General features: G+C 71.8%; 18 protein-coding genes. 6 read left to right on the forward strand and 12 right to left on the reverse strand.

Annotated features, from left to right (window positions below; all coding sequences use genetic code 11):
• Nucleotides 1-131: 131 nt before the first annotated feature.
• The 3 genes from B6R96_RS37795 (at nucleotide 132) to B6R96_RS34970 (ending at nucleotide 1,770) form a co-directional block, all read left to right on the forward strand.
• Nucleotides 132-287 carry a DUF6131 family protein gene (locus B6R96_RS37795; RefSeq protein WP_184792125.1) on the forward strand — a complete coding sequence of 52 codons (156 nt, stop codon included), beginning with the start codon at nucleotides 132-134 and terminating at the stop codon, nucleotides 285-287.
• 64 nt (nucleotides 288-351) lie between these two features.
• Nucleotides 352-525 (forward strand): CsbD family protein, encoded by a 174-nt coding sequence (locus tag B6R96_RS34965; protein WP_078626355.1) that lies wholly within the window; start codon nucleotides 352-354, stop codon nucleotides 523-525.
• 123 nt (nucleotides 526-648) lie between these two features.
• Complete coding sequence (locus tag B6R96_RS34970; protein ID WP_053702867.1) at nucleotides 649-1,770, forward strand: glutamate--cysteine ligase 2; 1,122 nt, start codon at nucleotides 649-651, stop codon at nucleotides 1,768-1,770.
• Here the strand turns inward: B6R96_RS34970 and B6R96_RS34975 are convergent.
• Together B6R96_RS34975 and B6R96_RS34980 are read right to left on the reverse strand one after the other, a co-directional pair.
• Nucleotides 1,767-2,273, reverse strand: coding sequence for a DUF6328 family protein (locus B6R96_RS34975; RefSeq protein ID WP_030386721.1), 507 nt, complete (start codon nucleotides 2,271-2,273; stop codon nucleotides 1,767-1,769). The two genes, B6R96_RS34970 and B6R96_RS34975, sit on opposite strands and share 4 nt — an antisense overlap.
• Before the next feature lie 106 nt (nucleotides 2,274-2,379).
• Entirely contained in the window at nucleotides 2,380-3,264 is an 885-nt protein-coding gene (locus tag B6R96_RS34980) for a YihY/virulence factor BrkB family protein (protein ID WP_237291610.1), read from the reverse strand.
• 84 nt (nucleotides 3,265-3,348) lie between these two features.
• On the opposite strand from B6R96_RS34980, the gene B6R96_RS34985 reads away from it, so the two are divergent.
• On the forward strand, nucleotides 3,349-3,909 hold the full coding sequence (locus tag B6R96_RS34985; protein ID WP_234431773.1) for a VanZ family protein: 561 nt from the start codon (nucleotides 3,349-3,351) through the stop codon (nucleotides 3,907-3,909).
• A 74-nt stretch (nucleotides 3,910-3,983) separates the two neighbouring features.
• On the opposite strand, the gene B6R96_RS34990 is transcribed toward B6R96_RS34985, so the two are convergent.
• Together B6R96_RS34990 and B6R96_RS34995 are read right to left on the reverse strand one after the other, a co-directional pair.
• A complete protein-coding gene (locus B6R96_RS34990) occupies nucleotides 3,984-4,811 on the reverse strand; it encodes a DUF1206 domain-containing protein (protein WP_081524773.1) in 828 nt (275 codons plus the stop codon).
• A gap of 5 nt (nucleotides 4,812-4,816) precedes the next feature.
• Nucleotides 4,817-5,266, reverse strand: a complete 450-nt coding sequence (locus B6R96_RS34995) for an SRPBCC family protein (RefSeq protein ID WP_030386725.1) — start codon at nucleotides 5,264-5,266, stop codon at nucleotides 4,817-4,819.
• A 154-nt stretch (nucleotides 5,267-5,420) separates the two neighbouring features.
• On the opposite strand from B6R96_RS34995, the gene B6R96_RS35000 reads away from it, so the two are divergent.
• Nucleotides 5,421-5,918 carry a flavin reductase family protein gene (locus B6R96_RS35000; protein ID WP_030386726.1) on the forward strand — a complete coding sequence of 166 codons (498 nt, stop codon included), beginning with the start codon at nucleotides 5,421-5,423 and terminating at the stop codon, nucleotides 5,916-5,918.
• 246 nt (nucleotides 5,919-6,164) lie between these two features.
• On the opposite strand, the gene B6R96_RS35005 is transcribed toward B6R96_RS35000, so the two are convergent.
• From B6R96_RS35005 to B6R96_RS35030, 7 genes are all read right to left on the reverse strand, one after another.
• The gene (locus B6R96_RS35005; protein ID WP_030386727.1) at nucleotides 6,165-6,827 is read right to left on the reverse strand and encodes a DUF4230 domain-containing protein; all 663 of its coding nucleotides are present in this window, start codon (nucleotides 6,825-6,827) and stop codon (nucleotides 6,165-6,167) included.
• A gap of 42 nt (nucleotides 6,828-6,869) precedes the next feature.
• Complete coding sequence (locus B6R96_RS35010; protein ID WP_030386728.1) at nucleotides 6,870-8,237, reverse strand: NAD(P)/FAD-dependent oxidoreductase; 1,368 nt, start codon at nucleotides 8,235-8,237, stop codon at nucleotides 6,870-6,872.
• A 77-nt stretch (nucleotides 8,238-8,314) separates the two neighbouring features.
• Nucleotides 8,315-8,437 carry a hypothetical protein gene (locus tag B6R96_RS38585; RefSeq protein WP_257789512.1) on the reverse strand — a complete coding sequence of 41 codons (123 nt, stop codon included), beginning with the start codon at nucleotides 8,435-8,437 and terminating at the stop codon, nucleotides 8,315-8,317.
• A gap of 79 nt (nucleotides 8,438-8,516) precedes the next feature.
• Nucleotides 8,517-8,894 (reverse strand): ATP-binding protein, encoded by a 378-nt coding sequence (locus tag B6R96_RS35015; RefSeq protein ID WP_335755562.1) that lies wholly within the window; start codon nucleotides 8,892-8,894, stop codon nucleotides 8,517-8,519.
• Nucleotides 8,895-9,096: 202 nt separating this feature from the next.
• Entirely contained in the window at nucleotides 9,097-10,065 is a 969-nt protein-coding gene (locus B6R96_RS35020) for a sensor histidine kinase (protein WP_081524774.1), read from the reverse strand.
• A complete protein-coding gene (locus tag B6R96_RS35025; protein WP_081524775.1) occupies nucleotides 10,062-10,511 on the reverse strand; it encodes an STAS domain-containing protein in 450 nt (149 codons plus the stop codon). The genes B6R96_RS35020 and B6R96_RS35025 overlap by 4 nt, the downstream gene beginning before the upstream one ends.
• A 5-nt stretch (nucleotides 10,512-10,516) precedes the next feature.
• Nucleotides 10,517-11,437 (reverse strand): SigB/SigF/SigG family RNA polymerase sigma factor, encoded by a 921-nt coding sequence (locus B6R96_RS35030; RefSeq protein WP_081524776.1) that lies wholly within the window; start codon nucleotides 11,435-11,437, stop codon nucleotides 10,517-10,519.
• 217 nt (nucleotides 11,438-11,654) lie between these two features.
• On the opposite strand from B6R96_RS35030, the gene B6R96_RS35035 reads away from it, so the two are divergent.
• Nucleotides 11,655-12,005: an STAS domain-containing protein gene (locus tag B6R96_RS35035; protein ID WP_081524777.1), complete on the forward strand. Its 351-nt coding sequence runs from the start codon at nucleotides 11,655-11,657 to the stop codon at nucleotides 12,003-12,005.
• Here B6R96_RS35035 and B6R96_RS35040 read toward each other — a convergent pair.
• Entirely contained in the window at nucleotides 12,000-12,497 is a 498-nt protein-coding gene (locus B6R96_RS35040) for an ATP-binding protein (RefSeq protein ID WP_081524778.1), read from the reverse strand. The genes B6R96_RS35035 and B6R96_RS35040 overlap by 6 nt on opposite strands.
• Between the last annotated feature and the right edge of the window lie 163 nt (nucleotides 12,498-12,660).

Below are 12,660 nucleotides of genomic sequence, written 5' to 3' on the forward strand. Positions count from 1 at the left end.
GCGGCTTTCCCGCCGCCGAAAATCACTGGGCGTGGTACTGATAAATATGGTTTTCGAGGGTACACGCCACTCGAGACGCCATGGCGGATCCAAACTGTTCCGCCGAATTCCGAAGTGGGAACGAGGGCATCATGATTCTTGTCGGTCTTATTCTCCTGCTCGTCGGATTTCTGACCGGGATCTCCATCCTGTGGACCATCGGCATCATCCTGCTGGTGGTGGGCGCGGTGCTGTGGATCCTGGGCTCGGTCGGACATGCGGTCGGCGGCCGACGCCACTACTGGTAGCGGTTCGCCCTACGCCGGGACGGCGTATCCAGTTCCCATTTCGCCCCCCAGGGAGTGATCAGCTGTGTCGGACAAGCAAAAGAGCAAGGCCAAGGCCGAGCAGGCCAAGGGAAAGGTCAAGGAGACCGTCGGCCGCGCTGTGGGCAACGAGAGCATGACCGCCGAGGGTCGCGCCGAAAAGGCCAAGGGTGACGCCCGGCAGGCCAAGGAAAAGGTCAAGGACGTCTTCAAGCGCTGACGCGCTCCCGGATTTCGGCCGAGGTCCCGTGCCCGTGTGGGTGCGGGACCTCGGCATTTGAACGGCGTATCTTCCGTGACGACGGATGCGGTTCCACATCGGCGCGCGATGGGCGGCGGCGTAATGCGAAGTGTGGGCGTGGAAGAAGAGCTTCTGCTGGTGGACGCCTCCACCGGCGAGCCGCTGGCCGTGTCCGGTGCGGTGCTGGCGGCGGCCGACCGCTGCGCCGGAGAATGCTCCAAGGGCCGCGAGGAGCAGGACCACGTCTTCGAGAAGGAGCTCCAGCGGGAGCAGCTGGAGTTCAACACCAAGCCGGTCACGGAAATGGGCGAGCTCCGGCAGGAGATCGTCCGGTGGCGCTCGGAGGCGTCCCGGCACGCCGCGTCCGCCGGAGCACTCGTCGCCGCCCTCGGTACCTCCCCCCTGCCCGTACGGCCCTCGCTGAGTGCGGGGAAGCGGTACCGGTGGATCGCCGAGCAGTTCGGCCTGACCGCGCAGGAACAGCTCACATGCGGCTGCCACGTCCACGTCGCGGTCGAGTCGGACGAGGAGGGCGTGGCGGTCCTGGACCGGATCCGGCCCTGGCTGCCCGTGCTGACCGCGATGAGTGCGAACTCCCCCTTCTGGCAGGGCGCGGACAGCGGGTACGCGAGCTACCGGAGCCGGGTGTGGGACCGGCTGCCCTCGGCCGGACCGGAGGGCGTCTTCGGCTCCGCCGACCGCTACCACGAGCATGTCCGCGCGATGGTGGACTCCGGTGTGCTGCGCGACGAAGGGATGATCTACTTCGACGCCCGGCTGTCGGCCACCTACCCCACGGTGGAGATCCGCGTCGCGGACGTGTGCCTGGAGGCGGGGACCACGGTGCTCGTGGCCGCCCTCGTACGCGCCCTGGTCGAAACGGCCGCCAGGGCATGGCGGGCGGGGGAGCCGCCGGCCCGGATCGGTACCGGCCTGCTGCGCCTGGCGGCCTGGCGGGCCGGGCGTTCGGGGCTGGACGGACCGCTGCTGCATCCGCGGACGATGCGGGAGACCGCCCCCGCCGACGCCGTACTGGCCCTCTACGAGCACGTCCGCGAGGCGCTCGTCGACCACGGCGACCGGGATCGGGTGAGTGCGGAGATCGCCGTGCTCCTGGACCGCGGCAACGGCGCCCGCGCCCAACGCGCCCTGCTGGGCACGCGCGGCGATCTCGCCGGCGTCGTCCTGGGCTGCGCGGAGCTGACCACCGCCGTGCCGGGCTAGGCCGTCTCCTCCTCCGAGGTGTAGCGGACGCGCGCCCACAGCGGCAGTACGTACCAGCACAGCAGGTACCAGGCCAGGACCGCGGCGACCAGGTACGGCACGATCGCGTTGTGCGTGGCCACTCGCAGGACGAGGAGGAGGGCGGACGTGCAGGTGGCCAGCAGCAGGAGCAGTCCGATGAAGGTCAGTCGCGATGCCCACGCGACCGCCTCGGGCTTGAGCCGGCGGCCCGAGACGATGCGGTGGAAGGAAACGGGCCCGATCAGCGCCCCGGTCGCCAGTGCGCCGAGGACCACCGTGACGATGTAGATCACCTTGTCGACCTGGGGCAGCCCCTGGAAGTGCGGTGTGAAGGCGACGGTCAGCAGAAAACCGAAAAGGATCTGCACGCCCGTCTGCGCGACCCGGATCTCTTGGATGAGCTCCTGCCACTGCCGGTCGGCACGCTCCTCGACGCTCTCGCTCCGTCCGTCCCGAGCACTCTGGCCCTGGCCCTGGTTCATGACACCTCTTTCTGTCCGCTGTTGGGGTTGCGCGCGTGCCCGACCCGGAGGTCACCGCGAGGGGTACCCGGACGGGGACGTGCGTGAAACGTTTCTTCCGCCGAGGTCACGGGGCGTCCGGCTGCCGCTCCCGGGCCCGCTCGGCATTGAACTGGGCCCCGGTGAGCAGGGCCAGATTGGCCAGCCAGAGCCACACCAGGAAGACCACGATGCTGGCCAGTGAGCCGTAGAGCCGGCCGTAGGTGTCCAGCTCCGTGTACAGGGTGAAGAGCCCTGTCGCGGTCAGCCAGAGCAGGGCGGCGAGGATGCCGCCGGGCAGCCCCCGGCGCGTACCCCGGCTGCGCGCCGGGCCGGTCCGGAAGACGACCAGCACCAGGACGGTCACGACCGCCACCTGCACGGGCCAGCGCAGCAGCGCCACGACGTCCGGGCCGGGCCCGCCGGTGGCATGCGCGACCCACCGGGCCAGCGGCCCGGACACGACCAGTCCCACGGCGCCGACGAAGACCAGGACCAGCAGCAGGGCGTTGATGACCAGCGTATGGGCCGCACGCAGCGGGGGCCGGGTGTCGGGCACCCGGTGCATCGTGTGCAGGGCCCGCCGGAACACCGCCAGGTAGCTGCACGCCGACCACAGCGCGCTCAGTACTCCGCTGATCAGCAGGGCCCAGATCGAGGACCGGTCCGCCGAGAGGCTGCCGAGCGCGTCGCTGAGTACTTGCGCCGACTGGGGCGGTGCGTACGAGGTGATCGCGGCGATCAGCCGGTCCCGCGTCGCCTCGCCCAGCAGCCCCACGAGGGAGACCGCGATGACGAGCGCGGGCAGGAGCGCCAGCACGGCGTAGTAGGTGAGGGCGGCCGCGTGGTCGGCGACGTTCTCGGTCCAGAGGTGGACCGCGGTACGCCGCAGCTGGGCGCGGGTGCGCGTGGCCAGGGCCGTCGCGGCGGACGGACCGCCGGTGCGCGGTGCGGTGCGGGGGATGTCGGTCACGCTGCGCAAGTGCCCGAAAGAGCCGGTGAACATGCGCGATTGAAGTGCGGCGTACCGGGCCGTCGGCGGGGTACACGCGCCCGCATGACATGGAGCTACGCGCGGTGGCGCGGTGCGGGGCCGGAAGAATCCAAGGAAGCGGCCGTGGAGGCCGGCGAGCGGCAACGCCGTCCGGCCCACCCGGCCGTCCGGGCGCTGGCCATGTTCGCGGCCTTCGTCGGGACCGTCGCATTCAGTGTGGCGCTGGCGCGGGTGACGCTGGAACCGTCCGCCGCCTCGGCGGACCTCATCCACAGCAACGTCCGACCCGGCCACTCGATCAAGGCTTACCTGGACGGGGCCTCGACCCTCGAGGCGGTGCGCCAGCTCGGCGGGAACCTGCTGCTCGGCGTGCCGTTCGGGGTGCTCCTGCCGGTCCTGCTTCCCCCGGCCCGGGGGCTGCTGCGGGTCGCCGCGGTGACGGTCGCCCTGATGACGCTGGTGGAGCTCACCCAGGGCGCCCTCGTCACGGGGCGCGTCTTCGACATCGACGACGTCATCCTCAACACCGCCGGAGCGCTCATCGGATATCTGCTGATCGGCCTGCGCCTGGGACGGGCCGTACACCCGCGCCGAAGGCACTGGTGGCAGCGTTGGCAACGCTGAACCTCCGGGCCGGGATCCCGCGGGCTGCCGGGATCCCGCAGGCCGGGATCCCGCGGGGCCGCCGCCCGCGGGTCTCAGACCTCGCGCCATCGGGCCATCGCCCAGGAGAACGCCCCGAAGAGCATCAGCCCGACGGCGACCACGACCAGCAGCCACGGCCCCGCCGGCGTGGCGGTGAACGACCGCAGGGTGTCGTCCATGCCCTTGGCCTGCGCCGGGTCGAAGCGCACCGCGGCGTACACGACGAAGCTGCCGGCCGCGGCGAACAGGACGCCCCGGGCCAGACCGCCGGCCACCCCGAGGAAATCGACGGCCTTGCGCACGGACTCCGAGACCCCGCCCATGGCGAGATGCTTGCGGAACGTGCGCCGGGCGGCCTGCACCCCGATGACCACGCCCGCGATCGCGATCCCGAGCCCGGCCGCGCCCACCAGCCACTGGCCGGCGGGCAGCTCCAGGGCCCGCGCCGTCGCGTCGCGTGACTGCTGGTCCCCGGAGTGCCCGCCACCGCCCGCCGCGAACGACAGGACGGAGAAGGCGACGACCCCGTAGAACACGGTCCGGCCGGCCGCGGCCAGCCGCTTCAGCGGCTTGCCGCCGTCCGGACCGGCCGCGCCGAACACCGCCTCCGACAGGCGCCACAGCATCATGCACACGAGACCGATTCCCACGGCCCACACCAGGGCGCTGCCGAAGGGCTTGCCCGCGAGCTCCTGGAGGGCGCCCTGACGGTCGGCCTCCTTGCCTCCGGAGTCACCGAAGGCCACGCGCAGGGCCAGCACCCCGACCAGTACGTACAGCACCCCGCGGGCCAGCAGCCCGCAGCGCGCAGTGACCTCCCGGGCCCTGCCGCCGCGGGATGCGGCCCGGACACCCTTGCGCGCCTGCTCGCTTCTGCTCACAGCGGTCAGACCTCGCCGCGCCAGGCACCGGTCGCGACGCCGCGCGACTCGATGTACATCTTGAACCGCTTCAGGTCGCCCGCGACCTGGCGCTTGACGAAGCCGAGCTTGTCGGCGGCGCTCTCGGCCAGCCCCTCGGGCACCCAGTTCATGTGCAGCACGACCTTGGTGGTGGTCGCGTCGATCGGCTGGAAGACGACCAGTCCGGCCTGGCGCGTCTCCCCGTCGACCGTCATCCACGCGACGCGGCGGTCGGGGAGCTGTTCGGTGATCTGCGCATCGAACTCACGCTGTACACCGTTCACGTTGGTCACCCAGTGGGTGAGCGTGTCGGTGCGCTGGTCGATGCGTTCGACCCCCTCCATGAAGGCGGGGAACTCCTCGAACTGCGTCCACTGGTTGTAGGCCGTCCGTACCGGAACGTTGACCTCGACGTACTCCTCGACGTGCGACATGCGCATCCTTTCGGTACCGTTCTCGGCCCCCGTCCTGCGAGGACCCTTCAGGGCCCGGCTACCCGGCCCCGGGCGCCCCATGCGCCGTGGTTGGGCGCCGGCCACGGGGGCAGGTGCCCGGCAAGGGCGTCGAGAGCGGCAGGAGGGAGCGGTCATGGCACCGAAGGACCTCGACCTCGGCGCGTTCGCCGAGGTCCTGAACGGCCCCGTGTACGTGGTGACGGTGGCGGCCGCGGGCGAGCGCTCGGGCTGCCTGGTGGGCTTCGCCTCGCAGTGCTCGATCGGGCCGCCGCGCTTCGTGGTGTGGCTGTCCCGGCAGAACCACACGTTCCGGGTGGCACGCGGAGCCACGCACCTGGCGGTGCACCTGCTCGATCGTGGCCGGCATCCGCTGGCCGAGCTGTTCGGCGGCGAGACGGGCGACGAGGTGGACAAGTTCGCCCGGGTGGACTGGCGGCCCAGCGCCGACGGGAGTCCCGTGCTGACCGGGGCCCGCGCCTGGTTCGTCGGCCGGATCGAGACACGGCTGGACGGCGGCGACCACGAGGGCTTCGTCCTGGCGCCGACCGAGGTCTGCGCACCGGCCCGCGGCGAACCCGCCTCGATGAGGTACACCGACGTCCAGGAGATCGACGCCGGACACCCCGCCTGACCAGCACTTCGGCCGGAACACCGGACGCCCGGCGCCGGTACGCGGGCGCCGGACACAGGACCGCGGCCGCACGCGGTGCCCGGGGGGACGGGACACCGGCGTGCGGCCGCGGATCTCGGCGAGTCGCCGCCCCGCTCGAAACGGCGACTCGCCGACACTCACGCGTATGACCACGAATCGAGGGCTCAAACAGGATCGATCGAGGGAATCTGTTCGTGGCCCCGTGCGGTACCGGGCCGCGCCCCCTCACCCGTAGCTGACGTTCACCGTGCGGAAGCCGAGGGAGTGCAGCAGCCCCTCCAGCATCGCCGTCGTGTTCTTCTCGGCGCGCTCCGCGAGGCCGCTGTCGCGGGCCGCCTCGTCGATGTGCTGCGCGGCGAGCTTCTGGACGGCCTGCTCACCGGCCGGGTTGTCGGAGAAGAGATCACCGAGCCGGTCCAGCAGGCCGCGCTGCTTCGACACCGCGTACGAACGGTTCGGGTCCAGGGCGGCGGCTCCCAGCACCGGCCGCGGCAGCCGGATCGTGGCCTGCGTACGGTCGCCGTTGACCGTGACGCTCTGCTCGCCCAGCCCGCCCAGGTCCACGTAGCCGCTGACCGAGCCGGCTCCCACGTACAGCGTGCGGGTCCCGCGGATCGCGTCCGGCAGGAACGCCGCGTCCTTCTCCAGGTCCACGACCACCTGGAAATTGCCGACGGCGGCCTCGTAACGGTGCATGTCCTGCAACGATTTGAGCAGCGCCGGGCCGGAGCGGTCGTGCGTCCTGTCACCGAACAGTGCGCCGAGTCCCGGAATCGGGCTGAAGCGCCCCACCAGCACGATCAGGACCACGACCACCACCACGCCCACGGCGATCCTCGCCCACCACCGGCGCCCTGTGGCGCCCGGCCGATCCGAAGAGGTTTCCATGCTCCGCGGATACCCCGTGGACGCCGCTCCAGCGCCCGGCCCCTACGTCAGCCCCGTCCTCAAGGGCGCCGTGTGCGCCCGGACCTGTTCGGGCGTCAGGTACGCGTCCGTGTGCTCGAACTCCCGCAGCGTCGGCGGTCGCCACGCCTGGAAGCCCGTCCGCACGAAGTCGTCGCCCGCGACCGCGTTGAGCAGCCAGTTCGTCGCGACCCTGGTCTTCGCCACGTTGGTGCGCAGCGCCGCCCAGTGGTACCCCCGGGCCACCGCCTGCGCGGGCAGCCCGCGCAGCTCGATGCCGAGCGGCCTGGAGACGCCGTCGCGTCCGCCCAGGTCCACCACGAGCCCGAGGTCCTTGTGCCGGTAGGGGCGGAGCTCCTGCTGGCGCAGGGTGGCGATGAGGTTGTCGGCTGCCGTGCGTCCCTGCCGCTGGGCGTGCTGGGCGGTGGGCGGGCAGACCGCGCCGTCCCCGCCCGAAGCGAGGTCGGGCACCGCCGCCGCGTCGCCGAGCGCGAGGACTCCCGGGAGGCCGGGGACCGTCAGGTCGGGGGAGACCACGAGCCGCCCGCGATCAGTGTCGGCCTCCAGCGTGGCGATGAGCGGACTGGCGGACACTCCGGCGGTCCAGATCAAAGTGTGGCTGCGCAGCACACGACCGTCGGTGAGCGTCACCTCGTCCGGCCCGGCCTTCGCCACGGACACGCCGAGCGAGACCTCGATGCCCCGCCGCTCCAGCACCTCCAGGGCGGACCTGCCCAGCGCCTCGCCGAGTTCCGGCATCAGGGTGGGGGCGATGTCCACGAGGTGCCAGCGGATCTGCCGCGGGTCCAGCCGCGGGTAGCGCCGCACCGCGTGGTGGGTCAGCCGTTGCAGGCAGGCCGCCGTCTCGGTGCCCGCGTAGCCGCCGCCCACCACGACGAAGCAGAGCCGTGAGGCCCGCTCGGCCTCGTCCTCGCACGCGTCGGCGAGATCGAGCTGGGCGATGACGTGGTCGCGCAGGTGCGCGGCCTCGGCAAGGGTCTTCATCCCGCGGGCGTGCTCGGCGAGCCCCGGGATGTCGAAGGAACGGGTGACGCTGCCCGGGGCCAGCACCAGGTGGTCGTAGGCCCGGGGGATCAGCTCGCCCGAGATCTTCCGTACGACGCACACCTTCGCCCGGGTGTCCACGCCGACGACGCCGCCGGGCACGATGTGGGTCCGGTGCCGGCGGCTGCGGCGCAGGGACAGGGCGATCGACTGCGGGGTCAGCACCCCTGCGGCCACCTGCGGCAGCAGAGGCAGGTAGAGCTGGAAGGAGGACGGGGTGACGAGGGTGATCTCCGCCTCGCCGGGGGAGAGCCGCCGCTCGAGACGGCGTACGCACTCCACACCGGCGAATCCGGCGCCCACCACGAGAATCCTCGGACGTGCCACAGCTGTCATGGTGTTGCTCCCTTCCCGGGCCTGCCGAGTCCATGGACTCCTGCGCTTGTGCCCCCGTGCGGGAATACCTACCGGTGCCGGGCCAGGCTGCTGACGAGGACGAGGAGGGCGAACGCGATCACGATCAGGTGGAGCCAGGCGGGGCCGGGGGCCGGGGTCAGGGCCAGGGAGGTGAGCGCATGAGATGTCATACCGCGCGCCTGCCCCCGTACGGCGGGACGATGCTCCCGTACGCGGCCGCAGTCGCGTACGGGGGACGGACCGGCTGGGTCAGCGGCCGGTGGACCTGCCCGAGGTCAGCCGGGACGCCTCGACCTCGGCCCAGACCGCCTTGCCGTTCTCGTGGGTGCTGGTGCCCCAGCGATCGGAGAGCCGCTCCACGATGTACAGGCCGTGGCCGCCGGGGATGCCGCGCTGTGGCGACGGGTGGCGGCGCGGCAGCGTCGTCGAGCCGTCGAACACCTCGATCCGCAGGACCTCGCCGGCCGCGAGGGCGAGCTCGACGCAACCACCCGCGTGCAGGGCCGCGTTGGTCAGCAGCTCGGACACGAGGAGCAGGACGTCCTCGGACGTCTCACTGCCGTCCCAGCCCCAGTCGGCCAGCGCCTGGCGCGTGAAGTCACGGCCCTTGGACACATGGCCGCGCACGCCCGAGAGGGCCAGCCGGCGGCGCTGCCCCGCTATGGAAGGCCCGGCAGGCCGTCGATCGCCGGTTTCCGGCCCGATCGTTTCCACTGTGGTCTTTCACCCCCACCGTTGACGTCGGTCTCCATTTGTGGGACCGGTCCGGGCCCCGTGGGGCCGAGGACACCCGAACATGTCCGTGACAGTCTAGGGGACCGCCGGGCCCTCAGGACGTGCCCATGTGCAGTCTCAGGGTGAGACCGCTGTCGGAGGCGCGGATCTCGACCAGGTCGCACAGCTGGTGGATCATCCACAGGCCGCGGCCGCCGTTGACGGAGGCCAGGGCGGGGCGGCGACGTCCCGCCAGCGGGTTCGCCAGCCGGCCCGCGTCGCGGATCTCCGCCACGACCCCGGGACCTCCGTCCGGACCTCCGCCCGCCGTGTTCCACAGCCGCAGTGAGCCACGCCCGCCTCCGTGGGCGAGAGAGTTGGCGGCGGCCTCGCTCACCGCGAGGACGAGGTCGCCGCGCCGCGCAGGGCTCAGGGCGGTGTCGCGGGTCCACGCCTCGGCGTAGGCGCGCACCTCACCCAGCTCCCCGTGGGCGTACGCGAACCAGGGCGCGGCCCCGTCCGGCTCGGGCAGGGGGTGGTCGCAGTCGGCGCTGACGACGGCGGCGTCGACGTGGTCCTGGCTGATCTGGACCTTGCCCTCTTCCCTCAGCTCCGGATGGGTGCGCCGGGCGTCCTTCACCACCGCGGCGGGCAGGCCGAGGACGTCGTACGGGCACAGGATCGTGGCCGGCCGCCCCGCGAACGCGGTGTTGATGAGGGCCTCGTGACGCGTGGCCTCCAGCACCTCGGCCTGCGAGCGTCCGGCCCAGATCGGCTCGCCGACGATCCGGGCGGGCCGGTCCGGGTACCGGTCGGCGAACTCCTGCAGGGTGGCCAGGATGCGGCCCGGGTTGCGGCCCGTCTGCCTCATGTCCGTCCAGGTGACCTCGGCCGCGTCGCCGCCGAGGCTCTCGCGCAGCGTGTCCAGCTGTGGACCGGGCACGGCAACGAGCACCGGCTCGTCGGCCGTGAGGGCAGCCCGTACGAACCCTCCGACACCCGCCAGGTAATCCGCCTGGCCGCGGTAGAAGAGGGCGGGGTGGACGAAGGCCCCGGGGGCGTCGGCCGCAGGATGATTGATCATGCTGCGACCTCCAGCGCGGCACATTCTTCCGGGAACATCTCCACTACCTTGCGGAGCGAGTATGGCGGGTGGTGGAGCAGCAGGCGACGTCCTTGTCCGGCGACCGTGGCGTTCGCCTGTACCAGGGCCGCGACGGCGGCCGCGTCGAGGAAGCCCACGGCGGAGAGGTCGAGGTGCACGACCGGGCCGGGGATCCGGGTGACGACGCCGAGCGCCGCGCTCAGGATCGGCCTGGTGTCGAGGTCGCAGCGGCCGCTCAGGAGGGCGCCGGGACGGTCGCGCAACGGCCGGGCGGTCAGCGACGACGCCATGCCCGTGCCCGTACACGCGCCCGCCCCGGCGGCCGTGCACCGGACGACGGCGTCCGCCCACACCACATCGGCGTCGTAGGGCTGCTGTACGCCGGTGGGCGGGACGGATCCGTCGTCCCGGTGCGGTGCGGGCATGTCGCCTACACCGTGAGCATTCCGGCCCGCAGCCGGGCCAGGGTCCGCGACAGCAGACGAGAGACCTGCATCTGCGAGATGCCCAGCTCGGTACCGATCTCCGCCTGGGTCTTCTCGTCACCGAAGCGCATCTGCAGGATCAGCCGGTCGCGCTCGTCCAGCTGTTCCAGCAGGGGGGCGAGGGTGTGGAAGTCCTCGAAGAGCTCCATGGCGGGGTCGACGTCGCCGAGCCGGTCCGCCAGCGGGCGCATCGTCCGGTTCGTCGTCGACTGCTCGTCGCTCTCGACGCCCGTGTCCAGGGAGCCACTCGTGTACCCGTTGGCCGCGATCAGCCCGTCGATGACCTCGTCCTCGGTCAGTTCGAGGTGCGCGGCGACCTCCTTGACCGTCGGGGCCCGGCCCAGGACGTCGGTCAGCGCCTCCTGGGCCTTGGCGAGTTCCGTACGCAGCTCCTGCAGCCGGCGCGGTACGTGCACGGCCCAGGTGGTGTCACGGAAATAGCGCTTTATCTCACCGATGATGTAGGGGAGGGCGAGGGTGGAGAACTCGACGCCGCGCTCGGTGTCGTAGCGGTCGATGGCCTTGATGAGACCGATGGTCCCCACCTGGATCACGTCGTCCATGTCCAGGCCCCCGCCCAGCACGCGGGCGCGGAAGCGCCGCGCGGCGAACTGCACGAGGGAGAGGTTCATCTCGATGAGGGTGTTGCGGGCGTACTGGTACTCGCGCGTGCCCTCTTCCAGGTCGCGGAGTCGCTCGAAGAAGAGCTTCGAGAGCTCGCGCGCGTTGGCGGGTGCCATCTCCCGCGCGTTCTGCACCTCGGGCAGTGGCCCGTCCTGCGGCGGGGCCCCCACGGCGGGCGCAGCAGGTGTGATCTGCGCCTCTGTTGCACCAATGAGGCTGACGGCGGTGGCCGAGCGAGACATGTGGCCGTTCCCTCCCGATTGACTGACGGCTGCTCGGCGCTTGTGCCCCGACTTCGCGTCCTTACACACCTGACTCGAAAAACTTTTCTCGGGCTCTCGCCGGCGGGCGGTTCCCGGCCTTCGGAGGGCCTGTCAAGACCGCGACGTCCGCACCGGGCTGACGAGCAGGCATACTCCCTTGCGGAGGCCGTACAGATGACGATCCGGGGAGGCGGACATGACCGGAGCAGAGGACGCACATCACCACGAGGGCGTGGTCGGGGGCGGCTACCCCGCGGGGGCCGGGTGGGTGGTGACGGCGCACGGGGAGCTGGACCAGGACACGTTGGCCCCGCTCGAGACGGCGCTCGCCTCCGCCGCGGACCGGCACCGGCTGGTCGTGCTGGACGCCGCCTCCATCACCTTCGGCGACTCGTCGTTCCTCAACCTGCTGCTGCGGCTGCACCAGCTCACCAACCTGCGGATCGCCGCCCCGGGAGAGCAACTGCGCCGCCTCTTCGCCCTGACGGGCGCCGATACGGTCCTCTCCCTGCACCCGAGCGTCGAGGACGCCGTCGGCGGGTCATGACGGCCGGGTTCCACCCGGACCGGGCGACGGCCCGCGACGGGGGCCGGCGTGGGGCCCGCCGTGGTGGTCGCCGTGGGGGTCGGACGTCCCCGGTGGTCGGAAGCAGGCCGTGATCGCCTTGCCACCGTGGCACGCGTGGACGTCCCAGGAGTCTGCGAGGACGGTCACGATCCCCAGCCCCCGGCCGGAGGTGGCGCCCATGTCGCCATCGGCATCGGCCGTACGCGGGCGGGGCAGATTCGGGTCGGAGTCGGCGACGCTCACGTGGAGGCAACTGCCGTCCCACGTCAAAACGAGGTGGGCGGGGCCGTCCGCGTGCAGATGGGCGTTCGTGACGAGCTCGGAGACGCTGAGGAGTACGGAATGCACCGTGTCCGGGGCCGCGCCGCCCCACGGCAGCGAGGCGAGGTGCCCTGCGGTCCACTGCCGCGCCGCCCGGACTCCTCTCGACACCGGAAACGTGCGGGCCCATCCCACGGCCTTGACCGCCATTGTCCTCACCCCACTTCGGTTGCGTCGTTCGTGTGGTTCGTCACGGTTCGCCTACCCGCTGCCCGCTCATGCATCCGCCGGTTCCGGGGCGGTGTGTGTCGCACGGCTTCCGATTGGTCGGGATCGGGTGATCGGATGTGCCCGGCTCGGCGATAGCCTTCTT

Origin of the sequence: Streptomyces sp. Sge12 (assembly GCF_002080455.1) — a bacterium.
In the GTDB taxonomy this organism is placed as follows: Bacteria; Actinomycetota; Actinomycetes; order Streptomycetales; family Streptomycetaceae; genus Streptomyces.